17 protein-coding genes are annotated in these 21895 nt (G+C 50.9%); 12 read left to right on the forward strand and 5 right to left on the reverse strand.

What is annotated here, in order from left to right; all coding sequences use genetic code 11:
* Positions 1-17 precede the first annotated feature (17 nt).
* From X474_RS18775 to X474_RS18805, 7 genes are all read left to right on the forward strand, one after another.
* Positions 18-749 carry a tetratricopeptide repeat protein gene (locus X474_RS18775; protein ID WP_044351041.1) on the forward strand — a complete coding sequence of 244 codons (732 nt, stop codon included), beginning with the start codon at positions 18-20 and terminating at the stop codon, positions 747-749.
* 127 nt (positions 750-876) lie between these two features.
* The gene (locus X474_RS18780; protein WP_044351043.1) at positions 877-1725 is read left to right on the forward strand and encodes a 3-hydroxybutyryl-CoA dehydrogenase; all 849 of its coding nucleotides are present in this window, start codon (positions 877-879) and stop codon (positions 1723-1725) included.
* A 258-nt stretch (positions 1726-1983) separates the two neighbouring features.
* Positions 1984-2619 carry an imidazole glycerol phosphate synthase subunit HisH gene (gene hisH / locus X474_RS18785; RefSeq protein ID WP_044351044.1) on the forward strand — a complete coding sequence of 212 codons (636 nt, stop codon included), beginning with the start codon at positions 1984-1986 and terminating at the stop codon, positions 2617-2619.
* A gap of 3 nt (positions 2620-2622) precedes the next feature.
* Positions 2623-3402 carry an imidazole glycerol phosphate synthase subunit HisF gene (hisF, locus tag X474_RS18790; RefSeq protein ID WP_044351046.1) on the forward strand — a complete coding sequence of 260 codons (780 nt, stop codon included), beginning with the start codon at positions 2623-2625 and terminating at the stop codon, positions 3400-3402.
* A 9-nt stretch (positions 3403-3411) separates the two neighbouring features.
* The gene (locus X474_RS18795) at positions 3412-4215 is read left to right on the forward strand and encodes an LbetaH domain-containing protein (protein ID WP_044351048.1); all 804 of its coding nucleotides are present in this window, start codon (positions 3412-3414) and stop codon (positions 4213-4215) included.
* A gap of 56 nt (positions 4216-4271) precedes the next feature.
* Positions 4272-5345 (forward strand): tRNA-queuosine alpha-mannosyltransferase domain-containing protein, encoded by a 1074-nt coding sequence (locus X474_RS18800; RefSeq protein ID WP_197282185.1) that lies wholly within the window; start codon positions 4272-4274, stop codon positions 5343-5345.
* A 29-nt stretch (positions 5346-5374) separates the two neighbouring features.
* On the forward strand, positions 5375-5851 hold the full coding sequence (locus X474_RS18805) for a pyridoxamine 5'-phosphate oxidase family protein (protein WP_052515402.1): 477 nt from the start codon (positions 5375-5377) through the stop codon (positions 5849-5851).
* A 92-nt stretch (positions 5852-5943) separates the two neighbouring features.
* Here the strand turns inward: X474_RS18805 and scpC are convergent, their stop codons facing one another.
* The 3 genes from scpC to X474_RS18820 all read right to left on the reverse strand — a co-directional run bounded on the left by scpC (position 5944) and on the right by X474_RS18820 (position 10959).
* The gene (gene scpC, locus X474_RS18810) at positions 5944-7437 is read right to left on the reverse strand and encodes a succinyl-CoA:acetate CoA-transferase ScpC (RefSeq protein WP_044351050.1); all 1494 of its coding nucleotides are present in this window, start codon (positions 7435-7437) and stop codon (positions 5944-5946) included.
* Positions 7438-8091: 654 nt separating this feature from the next.
* A complete protein-coding gene (locus tag X474_RS18815) occupies positions 8092-10014 on the reverse strand; it encodes an aconitate hydratase (protein WP_044351052.1) in 1923 nt (640 codons plus the stop codon).
* Positions 10015-10662: 648 nt separating this feature from the next.
* Positions 10663-10959 (reverse strand): hypothetical protein, encoded by a 297-nt coding sequence (locus tag X474_RS18820; protein ID WP_044351053.1) that lies wholly within the window; start codon positions 10957-10959, stop codon positions 10663-10665.
* A gap of 632 nt (positions 10960-11591) precedes the next feature.
* On the opposite strand from X474_RS18820, the gene X474_RS18825 reads away from it, so the two are divergent.
* Both X474_RS18825 and X474_RS18830 read left to right on the forward strand, forming a co-directional pair.
* Positions 11592-11966, forward strand: coding sequence for a response regulator transcription factor (locus X474_RS18825; RefSeq protein WP_044351054.1), 375 nt, complete (start codon positions 11592-11594; stop codon positions 11964-11966).
* 238 nt (positions 11967-12204) lie between these two features.
* A complete protein-coding gene (locus X474_RS18830) occupies positions 12205-14613 on the forward strand; it encodes an ATP-binding protein (RefSeq protein WP_044351055.1) in 2409 nt (802 codons plus the stop codon).
* A gap of 283 nt (positions 14614-14896) precedes the next feature.
* Here X474_RS18830 and X474_RS18835 read toward each other — a convergent pair whose 3' ends face one another.
* The gene (locus tag X474_RS18835) at positions 14897-16387 is read right to left on the reverse strand and encodes a phytoene desaturase family protein (protein ID WP_044351056.1); all 1491 of its coding nucleotides are present in this window, start codon (positions 16385-16387) and stop codon (positions 14897-14899) included.
* A 169-nt stretch (positions 16388-16556) separates the two neighbouring features.
* Between X474_RS18835 and X474_RS18840 the strand changes: the two genes are divergently transcribed.
* Together X474_RS18840 and X474_RS18845 are read left to right on the forward strand one after the other, a co-directional pair.
* Positions 16557-17039: a cytochrome P460 family protein gene (locus tag X474_RS18840; RefSeq protein WP_044351058.1), complete on the forward strand. Its 483-nt coding sequence runs from the start codon at positions 16557-16559 to the stop codon at positions 17037-17039.
* Positions 17040-17051: 12 nt separating this feature from the next.
* Positions 17052-17480, forward strand: a complete 429-nt coding sequence (locus X474_RS18845) for a hypothetical protein (RefSeq protein ID WP_044351059.1) — start codon at positions 17052-17054, stop codon at positions 17478-17480.
* Between the two features lie 55 nt (positions 17481-17535).
* On the opposite strand, the gene X474_RS18850 is transcribed toward X474_RS18845, so the two are convergent.
* Positions 17536-19707, reverse strand: a complete 2172-nt coding sequence (locus X474_RS18850; RefSeq protein WP_052515403.1) for an MGH1-like glycoside hydrolase domain-containing protein — start codon at positions 19705-19707, stop codon at positions 17536-17538.
* 268 nt (positions 19708-19975) lie between these two features.
* On the opposite strand from X474_RS18850, the gene X474_RS18855 reads away from it, so the two are divergent.
* Positions 19976-21859 carry an alpha-amylase family glycosyl hydrolase gene (locus X474_RS18855; RefSeq protein WP_197282186.1) on the forward strand — a complete coding sequence of 628 codons (1884 nt, stop codon included), beginning with the start codon at positions 19976-19978 and terminating at the stop codon, positions 21857-21859.
* The last annotated feature ends 36 nt before the right edge of the window (positions 21860-21895 follow it).

The following is a 21895-nucleotide window of genomic DNA, read 5'->3' on the forward strand; positions in this document are numbered from 1 at the left end:
AAAGAGGAGTTGACGCCATGGGCGTTTTAAAAGTAGTGCCAGGGGGAATTTACCTGGAGTCCATAAAGAGCAAGGTGGGCACCGGCGATACTGCCAAGGATGCCAGCATGGAGAATTTTTATCAGGCTACACCGCTTGAAGACGGCCGAATAAAGGTGCAGCTTCTGGATATACATGATCAGCCAACCACCTATTGCGAAGAGGTGGATGAAAAGGAATTTCATCGCCGCTTCAAGCTCCAGGAGAATTACCAGCCCAGGGCCCAGGTGATGAGAGAGGCCCAGGCCGAAAAAATAACCGCCCGGGCCGAGCGTCACCTCAGGCAAAAGGAATTTCTCTCCGCCGAGTTTGAGTTTGGCAACGCGCTCAAGGTCGATGACAAAAACGTACGCGCCAACTATGGCCTGGGTCAGACCTACATGGCCACGGGCGAGGTTAAAAAAGCCAAGGACATCTTTAAAAAACTGGTGAACATAGACGATGTCACCAGCCCCAGGCATAAACACATATTCAATGATTTCGGAATTCAGCTGCGCAAGCTGGGCATGTATAAAGAGGCGGTTATGCATTACCGCAAGGCTTTAGCCATCACCCAAAACGACGAGAACCTTTGGTTCAACCTGGGCAGGGCCCTTTTTGAAGGGGGCAGCAAGGAGCAGGCGGCCAAGGCCCTGCGCAAGGCCCTTGACCTGAACCCTGATCTGGAAGAAGCCAAGGCCTTTTTATACAGCGCCACCAAGGGAGGTTAACCCGTTTTTTCGGGTCGGGGCCTTTGGCCCCTTTGATAAATAATTAAATAAAATAGAATTCGCGCGGGATTCCTGAAGTGAATCTTGCTTTTGCCGTTGTCTTACAAGACTGTGATCGGGAGGAATCATGGATATCAAGACTATTGGTGTTGTTGGCGCGGGACAGATGGGAAACGGTATAGCTCAGGTGGCTGCCGCTGCCGGTTACTCGGTAATCATGAGCGATATCAAGGAGGAGTTCTGCCAACGCGGTGTGGCCACAATTGAAAAGAGCTTGAGCCGCTTGGTGAAAAAGGAAAAAATCACAGCCGACGACCAAAAGGCGATTTTAGGGCGTATTGACACCACCACCGATATCGCGAATATGGCGAAGGCTGATTTCGTGGTGGAAGCTGCCACGGAAAACGTTGAGCTCAAACTGAACATCTTCCGCCAGTTGGATGAGATCTGCCCTGAGGGCGTTATCCTTTCCAGTAACACCAGCTCCATTTCAATTACCAAGATAGCAGGCGCCACCAAGCGTCCTGACAAGGTTATCGGCATGCATTTCATGAATCCGGTGCCGATGATGAAGCTGGTTGAGGTTATCAAGGGGCTGGCCACCAGTGAAGAGACCAACCAGCTCACCTTTGATCTTGCCAAACAGATGAAGAAAATACCGGTGCCTGCCAACGACTATCCCGGATTTATCGCCAACCGCATCCTCATGCCGATGATCAACGAGGCGGTTTACTGCGTAATGGAAGGCGTGGGCGAGCCCGAGGATATTGACCAGGTCATGAAGCTCGGCATGAACCATCCCATGGGCCCCCTGGCCCTGGCGGACCTGATCGGCCTGGACACCTGCCTGGCGATCATGGAGGTTCTGCATACCGGTATGGGGGACACCAAGTATCGTCCTTGCCCGCTCTTGCGTAAATATGTGGATCAAGGCTGGCTGGGCCGCAAAACCGGCAGAGGTTTTTACCAGTACTAAAGCGGGCTGGTTGCCGACGGGTCATGAACGGCCCGCTAAGCAGCCCTAAAAAAATGCAAGTAAGTTGTTGAAATTTATTTTTGGCAACTTGATTGTAAAAAAGTCACGGGCGACTTTTTGTAAATCGCATCAGTTGATATCAAGGGTGAAGCCGGATAGGGTTTATCCGGCTTCACCCCGTTTTCCGGTCATGGGCTGATCGGGAAAAAATGGCCCGGCTTTAAACGCCGGGCGCGCCGTCCTTTATAGGAGATACAAGTGTTAGCCATCGTGGATTACAAAGCCGGTAACCTGACCAGCGTGGAACGGGCGGTCAGGCACCTGGGCGCGTCATGCCGCATCACAGACGACCCCGGTGAAGTGGATCGGGCCGAAAGAATAATTTTTCCAGGAGTGGGGGCCGCAGCCGCGTCCATGGAGAACTTGCATAGACTGGGGCTGGACAAGGCCCTTGGCCGGGCCGTGCATCAGGGTAAGCCGGTTTTGGGTATCTGCGTGGGGTGCCAGATTATTTTTGAGCACAGCGAAGAAGGGCAGACACCTTGCCTGGGTTTGATCCCCGGTAAAGTGAAACGTTTCGACTCATCTTTGCTCACAAAGGAGCAAAAGCCGATCAAGGTGCCCCATATGGGCTGGAACCAGGTGACCTGGCGAAAGTCCCATCCGGTTTTCAAGGGACTCCAGAATCAGGACCAGTTCTATTTTGTGCACTCCTATTATCCGGTCCCTCAAGATCCGGAACACGTCCTGGGTACAACGGAATACGGCCTTACCTTTGCCTCGGCGGTAGCCAAGGGCTCTCTGGCCGCGGTCCAGTTTCATGCGGAAAAATCCGGTCGGGCCGGGCTTGTCATTCTCTCCAATTTTCTTTCCTGGGACGGCAAGGAGGTTTAGAAAGTGCTATCAAAGCGCATAATCCCTTGCCTGGACGTAAGGGACGGCAAACTCACCAAAGGCATCAAGTTCAAGGGCAACGTGGATATAGGCGACCCGGTGGAGATGGCCAAGTTCTACTATGATCAGGGCGCTGATGAATTGGTGTTTTATGACATAACCGCCAGTTCGGACCACAGAAATATCATGCTCGAGGTTGTGGAAAAGGTGGCCGGCACCATATTTATCCCCTTTTCCGTGGGCGGCGGCATAAGAAACCTGGAAGATATGCGGGCCGTTTTATTGGCCGGAGCCGAGAAGATAAGCGTCAACTCGGCTGCGGTGAAAACACCTGAGATCATCAGCCAGGGGGCAAATGCCTTTGGCAACCAGTGCGTGGTTTTGGGCATGGATGTGCTTAAGGTGCCGGTCTCGGCAACCATCCCCAGCGGTTATGAGGTGGTGATCCACGGAGGCAGAAAGCCCATGGGCTTGGATGCCCTGGCCTGGGCCAAGAGGGGCCAGGAGCTGGGAGCAGGCGAGATCTGCTTAAACAGCATAGACGCGGACGGCACCAAGGAAGGGTATGAACTGGAGCTCACCAGCCTTATAAGCCGGGCGGTTGAGATCCCGGTGATCGCCTCCGGCGGGGCGGGCAGGCCCGAGCATCTGGCAGAGGTGCTCACCAAGGGCTCGGCCGACGCCGCGCTCATCGCCTCCATGACCCATTACGGTGAATATACGGTAAAGCAAATCAAAGACCACCTGCATGGCGCGGGTATAGCTATCAGACGGTTTTGGTAGGGAATAATCATGATTGCACCCAAAGACCTGTTTGAATTGGACGGCCTTAGCCACAGATCTCTTTTCCAGGGAGTCGATCTGGTCTGGGACGCCTTGGACCATATCAAGGAATATACTATCCGCTGTGTGGAAGAGGCCGGTTCCTTGCCCGAAGCCTTGACCAGAAACGGTGTGGTATTGGCGGATACTGTGGTGATTCATGAGGGTGTGGTGCATGATTCGGGATTTGAACTTTTGGGCGGAGACCCCACCAAATTCACCATGAAGGTGCGCTTGGGTGATAAGGAAGTGACGGACGCTGCGGTGGTTTACCAGGGAGCGACCTTTATGGATAACCGGGTCCATCTGGCTCCGGGCTGCAAGGTGGAGCCGGGTGCATTGCTGAAAGGCCCCAGTTTTATCGGTCCCGGCACAGAGGTGCGCCAGGGCGCTTATTTGCGCGGCGGTTGCCTGGTGGGCAGCTCCTGCGTGGTGGGGCACACCACGGAGATCAAGAACTCCGTCATGCTCGACGGAGCCAAGGCCGGTCATTTCGCCTACCTGGGGGATTCAATCCTGGGCAGGGAAGTCAACCTTGGCGCTGGCACCAAGCTGGCCAACTTGAAGATCCTGGAGAAGCCTTACCGCATAACCGTGGGGGATGAACTTTATGTGATCAAGCGGCGCAAGTTCGGGGCTATTTTGGGAGACAAGGTGGAGACCGGCTGCAACACGGTAACCAATCCCGGAACCGTGATGGGTAAAAGATCCATGGTTTCTCCCTGCTCCTCGGTCAAGGGCGGATATCACAAGCCCAGAACCATTATCCGCTAAAAATGCCACCTGAAAAGGGATTTATCACAACGCGGTCCGGCCATGACGGGCCGCGTTTGCTTTTTCTGGAGCCATATCTGGCCGCCTCGCACAAGGCCCTTATCTCCGGGCTTACCAGGCATGTCAGGGCCAGGTGGCAGATCTGGGCCATGCCGGGGCGTTTTTTCCGCTGGCGCATGCGGGGAGGCGCGGCCTGCCTGGCAGGCGAGCTTGGCAAAAAAAGACCCGAGGCAGACGGCCTTATTTGCTCCTCCATGCTTAACCTGGCGGAGCTTAAGGGGTTGGCTCCCTGGTTGGCAGGCCTGCCCAGCCTGGTTTATTTTCATGAAAATCAGCTCACCTATCCCGCTCCGGGAGGCGTTGACCAGGAGCAGAAAAAAAAGGACCTGTTTTTGGGCGTTTCCAATATAACCAGCGCCCTGGCTGCGGATATAGTCGTCTTCAACTCCCGCTTTCACAGAGATCAATTCCTGGGGGCTGTGGATGAGCTTATGTTTTCCGTGCCTGATTTTGGCTTGAAAGACGCCGCGAAAGTAATACAAGCCAAGTCCGAGGTGCTGCCTGTGCCGGTGGATATGAGCCCGAAGCCTGAAGTCAACTCCAGGCAGGGGGCCTTACGCCTGATCTGGAATCATCGCTGGGAACATGATAAAGACCCGGAGGCCTTTTTTGACGCCTTGTTTGCCCTGGCTGATCAGGGATTGGATTTCAAGGTTGCCGTGCTGGGGCAAAGGGCGGCCCGTTGGCCCGGGATTTTTGATGAGGCTCCGGCTGTTTTGGGCAAGCGCCTGGTGCAGATGGGGCCGGCCGAGCCATATCAATCATACCTGGATTGGCTCAAATGGGGCGACTTGGTGGTAAGCACCGCCAAGCAGGAGTTTATGGGGTTGGCTGTGGCTGAAGCGGTATTGGCCGGAGCCAGGCCTTTGGTGCCGGATGCCTTGGCATATCCAGAGTTTTATGCTAAAAGATTTCGCTACCAAACAGGCGAGTTGGCCAAGGCGCTAAGCCGTTTTTGTAAGGACCCGGCCCTGGCCAGGTCTGAAGACTGGACCAGGTTCGCGGTCCGCTTTACCTGGCAGGTTCAAAAAAACGCCTGGCAGGAAACCATTAATCGTCTTTTGGGCTGATAAACTTTAGCCCTGTTAAAGGAGTGCTTATGGAGATGCGCCACAAGGAACGTCAGATAACGGATAAACAGGAACTGTGGCAAATGCTCCAAAAGGCGTCACACCTGCGCCTGGCGCTTTGCGATCAGGGGAAACCATATATTGTGGCCATGAATTACGGACTTGACCAAGAAAGTGATTCACTTTACCTGCATTGCGCGCTTAAGGGGCGCAAAATGGATATCCTGGCTCAAAACAACCATGTCTGTTTTCAGGTGGAAGAAGTGGCCGAACTTATAGACGGCGGGAAAAGAGCCTGTAAATGGAGTATGCGTTATAAAAGCCTGGTGGGCTTTGGACTGGCCAGGGTTCTCACCGATCCGGATGAAAAACAAAAGGGACTTTCCGTCATAATGGCCCATTACACAGAAGACTCCGTTGAAATCGACCGGAAGGTTGTTGAATCAACTGCGGTGCTTAAGGTCCAAATAACAGAAATGACAGGCAAAATGTCTAAGCAACGCTAGGCTGCCATTTCGGAAGAATTAAGTTGTTTATAAATTAAGGCCCACTTCTTATGAAAAGAAGTGGGCCTTGTGAAATATAAGTTTTCTACAAATCAGAGGTGCATATCGCCCTTTTCCAGGAATCTGGTGTGGAAGCTGAAAGCCTCTTCCAGAATATGGGGTTCATGACCTCCCCGCTCAGTGACCGCCCTATGGAAATAATCCCATAAGGCGTCTTGGTAATCGGGATGGGCGCAGTTTTTAATGATCGCCTCGGCTGCCTGACGGGGAGTGAGGTTCCTGGTGTCCACCAGTCCGTTTTCCGTGACAATGATATCAACCGAGTGCTCTGAGTGGTCAACGTGGCTCACCATCGGCACCACCGCTGAGATAAGGCCGTTTTTGGCGGTGGAGGGGGTGACCATAAAGGAAAGGGCGCTGTTGCGTTCAAAGTCGCCGGACCCGCCAATGCCGTTCATGAGATGTGAGCCCAGGGTGTGGGTTGAGTTGACCTGACCATAGATATCCACCTCAAGGGCGGTGTTTATGGCCATAACACCCAACCTTCTGATTATCTCCGGGTTGTTACTGATTTCAACCGGCCTCAATATCATATGGCGCTTGTAATTGTCAATGCGTTCAAAAAATCGTTCCCTGGCCTGTTTGGAAAAGGTTACCGCAGAGCCCGAGGCGCATCGCATCTTGCCTCGATCAATCAGGTCCAGGACCGAATCGGGCAGGACCTCTGAATATAAGTCCATTTCATCAAAAAAATCGTCATCTGCAAACTGGCTCAGAACCGCGTTGGCCACATCTCCCACGCCCCCCTGCCAGGGAAGCCCCTTGGGCAGGCGGCCCTTTTTTATCTCATGGCGCACAAAGTCAAGGATGCGGTGGGCAATGCTCTTGGGGACCTCTCCCGGTTCGGAGAAGTGGTGATAACTCTCTGATGATTTACTGAAAACCACACCCACAACCCGGTTGGGGTCAAGGTCGATGAAGGGCTTGCCCACCCGGTCAGAGGTGCGGTAAATGGGGATGGGCATGCGATAGGGCGGGTCTTCGGGAACATAAATGTCGTGGATGCCCTCCATGGTAGGCGGATCCTCTCCCGACATTTCGATTATGATTTTATCGGCCTTCTGCACATAGCTGGGAGTGTTGCCCACACTCAAGGTGGGGATGATGTTGCCATCTTCGGTTATGGCGGCAGCCTCCACCAGGGCCATATCCACCGTGCCGCAGTCTCCGGCTCTCACCATCTGCGATAGTTGCGACAAATGGTCGTCTTTGAAACGGATTTTGCCCTCATTGATCATTTTGCGCATGGCCCGGTCGCCCATGTAGGGCCTGCGCATGCCCACAATTCCCGCCTTGGCTAAAAGGCCGTCGAGTTCCTCGCCGGTGGATGCCCCGGCAAAGATGTTTATCTTGAATTCTTCTCCATTGGCCGCCCGCCTGGCCAGTTCCTTGGGCACCTCCTTGGGGTAGCCCGCGGCGAAACCAGAGATAAAAAGGTTGGTTCCGTCTTTAATATGGGAGGCTGCCTCATGGGCCTCTGTAATTTTATCCAGAAGTGGTGCGTATCTTATCCGATCTCGGAACATGTCTTGTCCCTTTCCATAAAACGGTGGCGGTTGATTGGGCTATGTTTTTTTTCCTGCACGAAACTTAACCATTAGTCGAACAGTTTTTTGGTTACACAAAAGGCCGATTTTAAAACGACCCCGCCTGCTAAGGCAATTCGTCGGGACCCGGTCTGTAAAAGGATCTTGAGTGGAGCGAATGCATTAATACGCTTTGCGTTTTTAATACACCGAATAGCATCCCGTCGCACTTCATCCCACACGAAAGTCAAGTCACCTTAACCCACCCGCCGGGCACTGGTTGGCGGGTCGATTTGTAAAACTTATCACATGAAAGCGGGCTTGCGTCCTGGCACATTGATTAAAATGCTTTGTAATTGGTAAAAAGTTGCCTTGCAACCTTTTGTTCGGAACGGGTTATTTAGAAAAGGTGAGAGGATATTCAAGAGGAATCGGAAAAATATATTAATAAAAATATATAGTTGAATCAAGTGTGGCCCCTTTTAAGCAGAAAGTTTTTCTTTTTTCCGGGCTGTCAGCGGGAGATTTACTTACATGAAGTGTTAGTTTGATCTAAAGAACCCGGCCAGGCAAATCCATTGGCGGAAAAATGATCAGGCCCGGGGCGGACCGAGCCTGATCATCTGAACTTGATTTTCCCGGCTTTACTTAGATTCAGTCAGAGATATTGCCCTTTATGAAGTTTAAAAGGCCACCGGCAGCCAGGATTTCCCTTTCCCTGGGGCTTGCCTCAAGGACAAAAGTCATGGATTGCTCACCCACCCGGGCGGTTATGGATTCCTCACCATTAAGGATAGCCCCAACCAGACCGGTGAAGACTACTGTTTCGTCTTGGCTCAGGTTTTGATAATCCAAGGGGTTCTTGAAGGTCAGGGGCACAATGCCGAAGTTGATCAAATTGGCCCTGTGGATGCGGGCAAAGGAAAGGGCGAGTTTGATACGCACTCCCAGATACCTGGGGCCCAGTGCCGCATGCTCCCTGGAGGAGCCTTGACCATAGTTTTCCCCGCCCACCACCACGCAGGTTCCGTAGTTTTGGGCCCGTTTTGCAAAATCCTTGTCTTTGTTATGAAAGACAAATTGGCTAATAGCCGGAATATTGGAACGCAAGGGCAGTATACTGCTGCCTGCGGGCATTATGTCGTCGGTCGTGATGTTGTCTTCCAGTTTCAGAACCACCTTGCATTCAAGCTCCTCGGGTAGGGGCTTCAGCTCGGGGAATGGGGCGATATTGGGACCGCGCCTGATCTTGATGTTGGCACCATCTTCCGGAGGAGGAATCAGGGCATCGGGGTGGAGATCAGGAGGATCCGGGATTACGGGGTCAAAGCCGATTTCCCTGGGGTCTGCTATCCTGCCGAAAAGCGCGCTGGCTGTGGCCACTTCCGGCCCGGCTAAATACACCTGATCGTTTATGGTGCCCGAGCGGCCGGGGAAATTGCGTGGGAAGGTGCGCAGGCTGTTGGTTTTAGTGGCCGGGGCCTGGCCTATGCCAATACAGCCCAGACATCCGCTCTGGTGAATTCTGGCTCCGGCTTCCAAAAGATCAACCAAACCGCCGTTCATACTGATTTGGGCCAGGGCTTGCCTGGAGCCGGGGTTGACATGCAGCCTGGTTGATTCATCTACTTTGCGTCCCTTTAGATTATTGGCCGCCTTCATGAGGCTGCCGTAACCACTGTGAGCACAGGAGCCGATAATTATCTGATCCAGGGGAACACCGGCCAGTTCACGTGCGGTTTTTACATTGTCCGGACTTGATGGACAGGCAACCAGGGGCTCCAATTCAGAGAGATTCAGCTCCACCACTTGGTCGTATTTTGATTCGGGATCAGCTGCCATTGAGGCGAAATCAGCCTCTCTTTTTTGGTTTGTAAGGAAGTTTTTCGTAGTCTGGTCACTGGGAAAAATGCTGCCGGTGGCTCCAAGTTCGGCCCCCATATTGCAGATGGCGCATCTCTGGGGAAGGTTTAATTCTTCAACCCCGGGACCAAAATATTCCAGAATCCATCCCACTCCACCCTTGACTGTGAGCCTGCGCAGGAGTTCTAAAATTATATCTTTAGCGCCTATCCAGGGCGGTAATTGGCCGGTCAGCCGTATGCCCATGACCTTGGGGCAGGTAAGATGAAAGGCCTCTCCGGCCATGGCCGCGGCCACGTCCAGGCCGCCGGCCCCCATGGCCAGCATGGCCAGGCCACCCGCATGAACAGTGTGAGAATCCGATCCTAAAAGGGTGCAACCCGGTTTACCGAAATTGAGCATATGCAGCTGATGGCAAATTCCGTTGCCCGGCGGTGAAAACCAAAGGCCAAAGCGGGCGGCGAACGACTGTAAGAAGCGATGGTCATCCGGATTTTTGTGATCTGCCTGCAGGATATTGTGGTCTACATAGGAAGCCGAAACCTGGGTGCGAACCTTTTCTAGGCCCAGAGCTTCGAATTCCAGGGCAGCCAGAGTGCCGGTGGCATCCTGGGTGAGGGTCTGATCAATGGTGAGGGCGATTGGCTCCCCGGCCTTAAGATCGCCTTTTACTAAATGGTTTTCAAGTATTTTTTGGGTCAGATTCAACTGCATTCACTCCTCCATGGGATCGGACCGCCGCCCAAAAATAGGAAAAGCACTTTAAATTTTTTAGGAAAAATTGTCTACAAAATTACACCCAACGCCTGTTTTTAGAATGCCTGGAAGAATAATTCTGACTTAGATAAAAGGTCGAAAGGCTTAAAACAACCTTTACTCAGGATTATTTTTTCTTTTTCAGGTGCTGCTTTAACCTATGTTTTTAACGGCTATGTCCTGAATTTGCAATGCCTTACACTCAGGGTAAGTACTTTTAGCTATCTTGTCTGGCTTTGCCTAATTAGGCTGGATCTTCCGGTTTGGGGATTTTTCCGGGTGTCTTTTTGGGCGGCGACTCCGGCAGGTGGAAAAAAGTCGGAAGGTTAGGGTGGAAATTGGGTCAAAAAATCTTAAAAATCAGATCAGAAAAGATCATTAGTCTGGAAAAATGTACCGATTTTGCATCAAGACCTTTTTTTGATTAGATTGCAATGACGAAAAGTTTATGGATTTAACGGTGGTGTCGATATTTCGGTAATAAGTGATTATTTAGCGCATATTAAACTGAAGCTCAGAGAAAAGCCCACGCATTAGCAGCGTGGGCCTGGGGTTGGGGAACCTGAAAGGGGCATGAGAGCCCCTTTCAGATAGTGGGGCATATAATCAGGCTGCCCTTTCGGACAGGCTTCTGGCCTGGGCCTCTCCCACCTTGCAGTTACGGCAAGGAATAAGGTTCATTTTGATTACAAAAATGGGAAAGGGCTCAGCCCCGATATTGGCCCATCTGGGCTCGTTGGCAGCTACATAGCGTTTTGCGCAGGAGCTTTGGGAGATCTTCAGATTACCCGGCTGATTGGGGCAGGTAATCATTTGATTTCCCGGATGGCTCATCCATTTGGCCATATCTTCTTGAGGTAATGGGGACCACTTCTGGACTTTACTTTTCTTCTTACGCCTCATGAAGATCTCCTTTCTCCCTCGCGGAGTATGCCGCTATTTGCCCTCTGCCTAAGCAAATTATGTGCCACTTGGAGGTGTGTGAAAGCGATTTATTGAGACTATTTTTTTGTAATCACTTAACTAGCTATAAAAATTAGAAATTTACAATTCAACTTATTTCCGCTTCTTTTTGGAAAAAATTATTGATAGCTATGTTGCAGCTGGTTGATTAGAAATCTTTGTGTCCAAAATCGGACACATGTCGAAAACAATACATAGAAAAATTTCTAAAAAAATCAGGGTGTTTAGCTACTAAGTAACTTGACTGCCATAAATCCTGTCAAATATAGGACAGAGAGACCTCCATTTACTCAGACTAAAGTATAACCTTATTCATTCTATTTCAGGCATTGATCCGTAATCTGTTCCGGGAAGAATCCATGGAGCAAACGCCCCTTTCTGAAGGGTGCCGAAATTTCGGGTAGCTCCGTTCGATACATAAAGCACTAAATCTGAAAATTTAATGATTCTAATATATTATCGATAATAATTTTCAATAGAAATAAGTAAAAAAACCCTAAGCTGATAATTTCCCCATACTTAAAGTATGAGAATCTGCTATTCTTAAGATAAGCATTAAAAGGTGGTGTGCCATGGTAAAAGTCCTTGTGGTCGAAAGGGACCCAAGGTTGGCGCAGCTGTATCGTGAAGAGCTGGAAGAAGCCGGTTTCGGCGTATGTGTGAAAACGGACCTGGATTCGGCTTTGGCGCAGTTGCGTAGCCAGCCGGCCCATGTGATGGTCACTGATATGGCTTCCATGGGCGAGTGCCCAGAGGTGTGGGTGCCTCTGATCAGAGAGGTTTATACAGGACCGGTTTTAGCCTTAAGTGCATTGGGCCAAAGGCCATGCACCGGTCCGGGAGTCTCCACCATGCCAAAAATCTCTGATTTGACTCCCTTAATCCAGTCCATAAGGGGCCGCACCGCATCTGCGATGTGGGATGCGACCCTGACTGGGCATTGTTGAAAAATTAATATCCGAGTTAATTCAGCTTAAAGCCCCCTCAAGGGGGCTTTATTTTGTGGTCTTCACCTCTATAATTTCATTTTTCTTTATCTAAACAATAAGTTGTCTTTCTGGCTCATCTTTTTTGGCAGCAAGGCAAGAGGCTTTAAGCTTGGCTTTAAGCTTATGCTATGCTGAAATAAATAATTATTCGAAAAAGCAAGCATCCCAATCTTGTCTAATCACGGAGGAGTTGTTGATGCCTCAAGCAAAAGTCTCCCCTCTACCACTTGATCTTCTGCGGCGCAGATTTGATCCGGAAAAGATACCCTTTGAAAACAGCAAACAGTGTAAGGACCATGCTGAAAAGGTCCTGGGCCAGGACCGGGCCAAAGAAGCCTTGGAGTTTGGCCTGGAGATGAAGTCAAAGGGATATCATGTTTTTGTTGCCGGACCTCCCCGTACAGGCAAGACCCATCTGGTGATGACCTATCTGGAGGATGTGGCTAAAAAGATGCCTCCTCCGCCGGACTGGGTCTATGTTTACAACTTCGCCCAGCCGGAAAAACCCCGCATCCTGCGCCTGCCCCAGGGCGGTGGAAAGGTCATGGCCCGGGAAATGGAGGACCTGCTCCTTAATCTGGGACAAAAGATACCGGAAGTCTTTGACGGCGAAAAATATTCAAAGAAAAAGGAAACCCTGACCAATGACTTCAAGCACGTCAGAACCGAGATTTTCAGCAACCTGGATAAGGAGGCCAGAGAGTCCGGATATGTGCTTAAATTTGAACCCACCGGCATTATGGTGGCTCCGGCTGATGAAGACGGACGTCCTTTGTCCGAAGCCACCATCCGGGAGATGACCGACGACGAAAGGGAAGAGCTGCGCACCCGCAGCGATCGGATTCAGGCGCGGGTTACCGAAGGGTTGCGCCAACTCGGCACCATGGAAAAGGCCTTAGGTGAGCGAATGGAGCAGCTTGACCGGGAAATGGTGCTTTTCGCGGTCGGCCATTTGTTTGACGAGTTGTTTGATAAATACAGTGAACAGCTTGAGGTCATGGTCTATCTGGAGCAGGTGCGGGAAAACATAGTCAAAAATTTCGAAAAATTCAAAAAAAGAGACAGCCAGGCTCAGATGCCCGTTGCCATGGGCTCGGACGAACCCAGTTTTCAGGAATACAAGGTAAATGTTTTTGTAGACAACTCCGAGCTTCAGGGTGCGCCGGTGGTTGAGGCCGACCATCCCACTTTCCCCAATCTTTTCGGACGCATTGAACGTCAGGCCCGTATGGGCGCCTTGTTTACCGATTTCACCATGCTGAAGCCCGGCGCCTTGCATCTGGCCAACGGCGGTTTTTTAGTGATTCCCATGCTTGAAATGCTGCGGCAGTGGCTGCCCTGGGATGGTTTGAAAAGAGCCCTGCGTAAAGACGCGGTGGAGATGGAAGATCCCATGGAGCAGATGGGGTTCACCGTGACCAAGACCATGAAGCCGGAGGCCATGCCCCTCAATATCAAAGTTGTGTTGGTCGGCGACGGCAACCTATATCAGTTATTACACAACTATGACCCCCAGTTCTCCAAACTTTTCAAGGTGCGGGCCCAAATGGCCGAGCGCATGGATTGGAAAGAGGGGGAGGTGCGCTCTTTTTTGAGCCATGTCTGCAGGTTAAATGAAAAAGAAGAGAGTCCGCCCCTGAACCGCAGCGCCCTGGCCAGGCTGGTTGAGCTGGCAGGTGAGCTGGCAGGTGACAGGGAACGCTTGACCCTGCGCCTCTCCGAGGTTGATGACCTGGTTTTGGAGAGCGGCTACATGGCCCAAAAGGCGGGGCATAATGAAGTAATGGGCGAAGATGTGGAAAGGGCCATTCAGGCCCGCCGCCGCAGGGCGTCGATGTTGGAAGAACGTCTCAGGGAAGCGGTGACCCGTGGTTTTATAAATGTTGAGACCCAGGGCACTGAAGTCGGCCAAATCAACGGGCTGGCTGTGCTTGACTCAGGTGATCATGCCTTTGGTACAGCCAGTCGCATAACTGCCAGCGCGGGGCTTGGCAAAAAAGGGGTTTTGGCCATAGATCGGGAATCTGAATTGAGCGGCCCTTTTCATACCAAAGGCGTACTGATTTTGGCGGGTTTTCTAAATGGTCGTTTCGCCAGCAAGAGGTCCCTGGCCCTGACTGCCAGTCTGGTCTTTGAACAGAGCTACTCCATGATTGATGGCGACTCTGCCAGCCTGGCCGAGTTACTGACTCTTTTATCCGCCTTGAGCAAGGTTCCCCTGCGCCAGGATTTGGCCGTAACCGGTTCCGTAAGCCAAAAAGGCCAGGTGCAGGCCATTGGCGGGGTGAATCAAAAGGTGGAGGGCTTTTACCGACTTTGCCGGGAAAGGGGCTTCACCGGCACCCAGGGCGTGGTCATACCCAGGGCCAATGTCAAGAACCTGATGCTTGATCCTGAAATTGTGGATAGCTGTTCCAAGGGTGATTTCAGGGTTTTTGCCGTGGATACAGTGGAACAGGCCCTGGAGGTCTTTACCAATAAAAAAGCCGGTCGACTGAAAAAAGACGGCGCTTACACCCAGAACAGTGTTTATGCCAAGGTGGCTGACGAACTGGAGCGCCTCCGTCTGACCGCTATTATGGAAAGCGCGAGTAAGGGCAAATAAACACACCCCTAAAAATCTGCGATTTTTGGGAGACCCCGAGGCGCCCCTAAAATCAGAGATTTTGGGAAAAGGAAGAACACTTTAAAAGATTCTCGGTTTTTCCGGAGGATGAGTTGAAAGGGGCTGGGTATTAGTTAAAGCCGCTTGGGGAGGTTTAAGTTTCGTCAAGCGACCGAGCTGAAATTTCGGAAAAGTTTTTTATATTAATAAAGGCAGGGCCACTTGGGTCCTGCCTTTATTAGCTGAACAGGTGAAAAAGAATTAGCCTTTAAAGTCCCAACTGTCAGACAGTCACGAACCTTTTGCCCAGATCCTTACAAATTATCTTAACAGCTGTGCGCCCCGAGCTGAGGCAGGGAACAACTCCACCGCCGGGTTGCACCCATTGACCGGCCATGACCAGCCCCTTTAGACCAGGCAGGGTGCGGGGTATCTGTGCCCTGACGGCCTGGGGGGTCGGCAAAAAGCCTTCATGGGCTCCTTGGTGGTTTTTAGTGTAACGCCAGGTGGTTATAGGCGTTGTCACATCAGTCATTTCTATGCCGGATAAAAGTTTTGGCCATTGTTTTTCGCAAATTCTGATCACCTGTTCGCATACTTTATGCTTTTCTTTGTCATAGGCGTGCGGGTCGCCTCTGAGTGCGGCCCAATAGTCCCAGTCTGTTTCTGCCATTACCGTAAGTACGGTCTGATTTTGATCTTGACCCTGAACCTGATTCGGAGTGAAGCGGATCATAAGGCCGCTGTCGTTTATATTACCTGCCGTGATCGCAGAATCCGGCCTTAAGGCCATGAATTTGGGCAGCTCCCGGGTGTCGGCCATAAGACCCAGGCTGACCATTACAACAGGTTTGAAAAGAGGCCATTTATGGTGGCGCTCAAAGCTTCCCTTGTTCATAAAGTTACCGCCAAGCATGCCATAGAAAACCGAAAGCCCGTCGCAGGCGGTAATTACACGGTTTGCTTTAAGCTCTTCTCCATTTGCCAGGCGCACTCCTTTAACCCGGTCGCCAGCAGTTATGATCTCCTGAACAGAGGCGTTGTAGCGAATTTTGCCGTCGAGCTCACAAAAGCGTTTCACCAGGGCGTTTGTAAATCCCAGTGATCCTTGGACGCAGGTATGAAGCTGGTTTGAGCTGAAAAGCCCCAAGAGCATCAGCACGAACCAGACCGGAACTTCGGGTAAAAAGAGGTGGTTGAATATCCAGCGCAGCCAGGATGAATTCAGATCCATGGCATAGTCTTTAATGGCCTGGTTATAGGTGGGGCCCATGAATCTGATTGCCCGGCCGAGGCCCCAGACTGACTTGACATTGGATTTAAGGTCTGTCAGTTCAGGGGCGGCTTCCATCTCCAGGTCTATGTTTTTAAATTTAGCGGCCTGCCGGAAAAAACGCCTGGTAAAGCGGGTGTCTTTGGGAAACATGACATCCGCCTTGGCCGATAATTGCTTAAGGTCTTTGTTTACATCAAAAAAACGGCCGCTGGTCTGGTCAATAAAACGGAGATAAGTGTCCAGGGGCTGGTAGTCCAGGCCGATGTGCAGCCCAAGCTGGCGGTATAGCTCGTAGCTTTTGGTCCCGGGCCGTTGGCCCATATGAAAATGGATGCCTCCGTCTATTTGATATCCCTTTCGCTTCCAGGTCGCGGCCACTCCGCCGGGCTTGGCTGCCTGCTCCAGAATAAGGGTGTCAAACCCGTTTTGCAGGGCGTGAATGCCGGCGGATAATCCGGAAATTCCAGCTCCGATAATAATGGTTGAAGGATGGTTCATGTTTTTCCTTTTCAAGGGCGTTTGTAATTGGCCCTTTGGTTTTGCCTATGTAAATAGGACATGAGAAACATGATACCAAAAATGCGACTTGACAAGCATCAACAGTGATTGCACGCTGAAAGATAACCCTGTCCCTGCTAAAATCATCAATTAACCAGAGGAGAGAACCATGAAAAGGTTGGGTCTGATTCTTATTCTGGTGTTTTGCTTTGGATTTTGCGTCTATGGCCTGGTGTGGGCAATTTCACCCATGCCCGGCCCGAATTCAAATGAGTTGTGGCGCCATATAACAAAGACCGATCCTTACCAGAAATGGGGTCAGTGGCCTGATTTCAAGGGCTTGCGCTCCTCAAACTCCCCGCACGGCGCTTATGTAAAGGTCTATGTAAACAAGATCGGTCTGAATATTAAGAACCTGCCGGCCGCCTACGGGACCATCGAGGTGAAAGAAGGTTATGACGGGGATAAGAAGCTGAACAACATCACGGTTCAATACAAGGTCAAGGGTTATAATCCCGATGCCGGTGACTGGTACTGGGTCAAATACAATCCCAAGGGGGAGGCCGGACCGGCAGGCAAACCAGGTGGATGCATCCGTTGCCATGGAGCGGATTCCGGACGTGATTACATCCTGGCCCATGAGTTTAAATAGGATGACGGCAAAATGATGGATTTGCACGGCCCCTGGCAGGCCCTGGGTATAATGATTGGGCTCTACACCTTTTTTCTGGGGTGGTCGCGGTTTACGGCCCAACACCTGGGGAGCGGCCGGGCCTTTAAATTCAAAAGGCATGTGTTTTTCGGCCAGGCGGCCTGCCTGATGTTGATTGCCGGGGCCATGGGCGGTTTGATCCTGGCGCGGATCGCCTGGCGGGGCTGGTTGATCACCGGTTTACATGGTTATTTAGGAGTGGGGCTGGCTTTTATCTTGGCCCTGGTTTTCACAACCGGAAAGATGATGACAAAAAAATTAAAGAAAAGAAAAGCCCTGCCTCTTTTGCATGGCTCTTTGGGCTTCTTGGCCATGCTCGGCTGCCTGGCCCAGGCGGTAAGCGGCTGGCAGGTCAGTCAGGACTTTTTGGCTGGATTTTAAAAAATCTTCTGCCGGGGGCTTGGCGCGAACCGCTCTTGGGCTTTTAACTGCAATATTAACGGTTCAATTGCCAGTCATAATGCAGATATTCAAGGGTGGGGCGGTTTGCCCGGTCTAACAGGTAACTTTTCTTTTCCGAATCGGTCAGGCGGGTTCCTATAAACTCAATCACCTTATCCGGTCCGCCAAAGTCCTTGGCATACCACTTGAAAATTTGGGAAAGCATAACCTTTCCGGATGCAGGCAATACCACCACTTCCGAGCTGTTGACAAAGCTTACAGCGGCAAGTTCCAGTTGTTCATCAACCTCCTCGGCCCGGTAAAAATCAATCGGTGCAGAGGATCGGGAGCTGCGGACCAGGGCAAAATGGATTCTGGGATCAACCTTGGCCAGGCTATGTTGTTTCCTTGCGTCAAAAGGTTTGAAAACCGGGGCAAGCCTGTTGGGTGGCCGGGCATTGGCCCTTAATATGCCATGCTCTATATGGTCCGGGCTGTAGCCTTCGCCTCCGATCTCGTAAATCAGTTTCCGGAAAAAGTCGCTGTATTCCATTACCGTATTTTCAATATGCAGCTCCACTATGCCGTGTATGACAATGGCATTGTAAAGGTTGATCCAGAAGGCCTGCTTTTCATGCTGCTCTTTTATAAGGCCGAGATGATAGTTGCAAAGAAGGGAGCTCAGGTGGACATAGGCCTGGTAATGACTGGAATGGCGCATGGCTGGATAATTAACCCGTCTGTGATCTTCGGAGAAAAATTCATCCTTTAAAAGTTGCATGGCATTCATGATTTTTTCGACCGCCCTGGGGTCGCCCGCTTCTCCGGGAGCTTTCCTTTGTGATTTATTCAGGGTCAGGGGAGTGCCAAGCCGCTTTACATCGAGATTAAAGTCTGAAATAGGATCTTTGCGGTAATAGTCATGGACAAGATCCCAAAAAAGGGCTGCCGAACAGGAGAAATCGCCTAAACCTGCCCCCTTGCCTTTCTTGGAATCATAGTTTTCATAAAAACCGAAATTTAAGGGGAGTTGAATCAGGTCTTTTCGCATGGCATCGGCTTTTTGTTTATATCCATAGGCTCGCAATCCCTGACAGATAAGCCAGTTGATCTCCAGCCAAACCGGGCCTTGCCAAAAGGCTCTGGAATCAGGCTTGAGGTGGGACGTGTCTTGGTTGGGAATGGCAAGGGAGTCGCCGCTGCCGGGAGGACAAGAGACAGAGTTTAGGAATTTATAGATTATCTCAGCCTGATCAAGGCTCGCCGCCCGGGCGTATAAAGGCATGAAGAGGGCGGCTGTATCTGCAGCGTATTTTTGACTGCTTTTGGCGCATAAGGAGTCGAACCGGTTTTTTTCCGGGGACCACATTTTTTCCCGTATGGCCTTTTTGGCCATCTTGGCCCATTGGTGCGGTTGGGCAGGGTCCTGGCCGGTTATCCTGGCTATCTCGGCCAGATCCTGGTCTGCTTTGCATAAAATAGAGTTGAACAGAACATCATAAACAAGGAAAGGACACTCCTTTTGGATTTCCTTTTCATCATAAGCTGCCTTGCGGAACAGATCCACCAACATCACATAGCGATCATAATCATGATCACTGGGGATTTTTTCAGACAACGCCCCCTGCTTGAGATCCGTGCGTTTATAGGAGGGCAGTTTCGCCCGATCAATACCCATGTTTTTGAGCGGCTCTTCCCAACAGGGGGAGTTTTCCAAACCTGATTCCCAGGGGTGGCGGATATAGGCCAGGCCGGTCGCTTCAGGGTCTCTGGTAATATGCAGGTATTTGTGGCTGGCTAATAGATGGGGAAAGGCCTCTTTTAAAAAGGCGGTCGCCATTTCCTTGTCTGGTGCGTGTTCAAACAGATGCAGGCAGGCTGTGGCCTGCAAGGGAGGCGCTGTGATTCCACTGGTTAGGCGGCCCTTGGGAGCTTGCCAAAAATCAGGCTCCGGGAAATAATGCCCCAGGTGGTCTTTGTTGAATACAATATGGGGCAGCATTCCGTTTTCCCATTGATGCTTAAATAGATGGTTTAATTCCATCATCCCCCTGTAAACATCAAAACGGGCATAACCCATGGCTATAAATGCCGAATCCCGGTTCCATTGGTGCGAGTAAATTCCGGGGGAGGGCCTGGTGTAGCTACCTTGCCAGTTCAGGCTCAATATGGTTTTGGCCTTATTCAGATAAGGCTTTAACCCTTGGTCTTGTCGATTAAATAGCAATGGCCTTTTCCTTTCGGGTCAATTAATTAAAATAATAGCAAATTAATAAAGTAAACTGAACTCGTCCGAGATAAATGGCACTTAATATAAGAAAAAAGTTTATTGGAACTGCATGGCCTGTGGGAAAGTCTTTTTTGCTATTATTATTTAGAGATCGTTTGTGATAAGCCCTGCATCCGGGGGGGATGCCGCTCACATCCTTGTTCCATAGTGTTTTTAATTAATGATTTAAATATTGGTGAATCTGTCTGCAAAGGAGACTCAATTCATGGCCTTTATGAATCCTGCTGAAAACTCTGATAAAAAATCTTTTGCAAAACACATGGTCAGGCCTCCTTACCAAGGTAAGGCAGACTACACCAAGCCTTTGCTCAAGATCAGCCCCAGGCAGATGCGGGATATAAAGGAACATCTTAAGCTGCTTTACGGCGAGGCTGCGGCGGAAGAATGGTTGCCCGAGTTTGAAAGGATCATGAAGGTTCACCATGCCCATAAAACAGACGAGTTGCTGTTGTGGGAGGAAAAATTTAATCCCCATGAACATTTTAGTGAAAAGGACTTAGTGCTTATTACTTATGGGGATATGATAAAGTCCAAGGAGAAACCTCCTTTGCAGGTGTTGGGCGAGATATGCGAGAAAAGCGCATTGGCAATAAACACTATCCACATACTACCCTTTTTCCCCTATTCCTCAGACCGGGGCTTTTCCATAACCAATTTTGCGGAGGTTGACCCCAAATTAGGCGATTGGGGTGATATTTTACGTATTGCCCGTCATTTTAATCTGATGTTCGACGGAGTCATGAATCATATCTCAGCCGAAAGCCGGCTTTTTCAGGAGTTTCTGGACGGCGACCCGGCAGCCACGGATCTTTTTATCCACTATGAATCACCGGACGACCTCACCCCGGATCAGCGCAGTAAGATTTTTCGGCCCCGCACCTCGGATATCCTCACCAGGTTCGACACCTTGACTGGACCTCGCTATGTGTGGACCACTTTTTCAGACGACCAGATAGATTTTAACTATCGGAACCCGGATGTCTTGCTGAGGGTCTTGGAAGGGCTTTTGTTCTATGTGCGTAATGGCGCAGACATCATAAGGCTGGACGCAGTCACCTATGTATGGGCGGAACCGGGGACTGAATGCGTGCATCTGGCCCAGACCCATGAAATAGTAAAACTCATGCGTTCGATTATGGAGATTGTGGCCCCCGGAGTGGCGCTCCTTACCGAGACCAATGTACCCCATGAAGACAATATCTCCTACTTTGGCGACGGTTATAACGAAGCGCACATGGTTTACAATTTTGCCCTGCCTCCCCTGGTTTTGCACACCATGTACAGCCAGGACGCCACGGTTATTTCCAAATGGGCGGACAGCTTGAAGGTGGATTCCAAAAGAGCTAGTTTTTTTAATATATTGGATACTCATGACGGCATAGGGTTGTTGGGGGCCAAGGGGATTCTCTCCCATGACCAGTTAGACGAAATCATAGGCACTGTGCTTAAGCACGGGGGACTGGTCTCGTATAAAAGCACCGGCCCCGCAGGTGAGGAGCCCTATGAACTAAATACCACCTGGTGGAGCGCCATCAATGATCCCAAGGTCGCAGAAACCTTGAGCATGCAGGTTAAACGCTACCTGGCCTCCCGGGCCATTGCCTTGAGTTTAAGGGGAGTGCCGGGGATTTATCTGCACGGAATCCTGGGCACTGATAATGATCACGAGGCAGTGCGGAGAACCGGCCACAACCGGGATATAAACCGGGCCAGTCTGGAAGAGGATTACTTGGTGTGGGGATTCAAGTTTCCCAACACCAAGCTTGCCCGCCTGGGAACCGCCTTTTCCAGGTTAAACGTTATCCGCACCTCGGAAAGGGCCTTTCATGTAAACGGCGGGCAAAGGGTGCTTTATCTTTCGCCCAAGGTATTTGCCTTGACCAGAACCTCGCCGGAAGAGGATCAGCTGGTTTTTTCCTTGATCAATGTCTCTGAGCAGGATGTGAATTTGATAATCCCCCTGGCCGAGCATGACCTGCCGGATCAGCCCTGGCATAATCTGGTGGCTGATTCGAGGTTAGAGCCCAACCAGGGTGTGCTCGAGGTTGATCTTAAGCCCTATGATATTGCCTGGCTCAAGGCGGTTTAGGCTGTTAAAGGCAAAAGGCTCCCATAAAAAAGGGGG

Source organism: Dethiosulfatarculus sandiegensis, assembly GCF_000931935.2.
Classification (GTDB): Bacteria; Desulfobacterota; Desulfarculia; order Desulfarculales; family Desulfarculaceae; genus Dethiosulfatarculus; species Dethiosulfatarculus sandiegensis.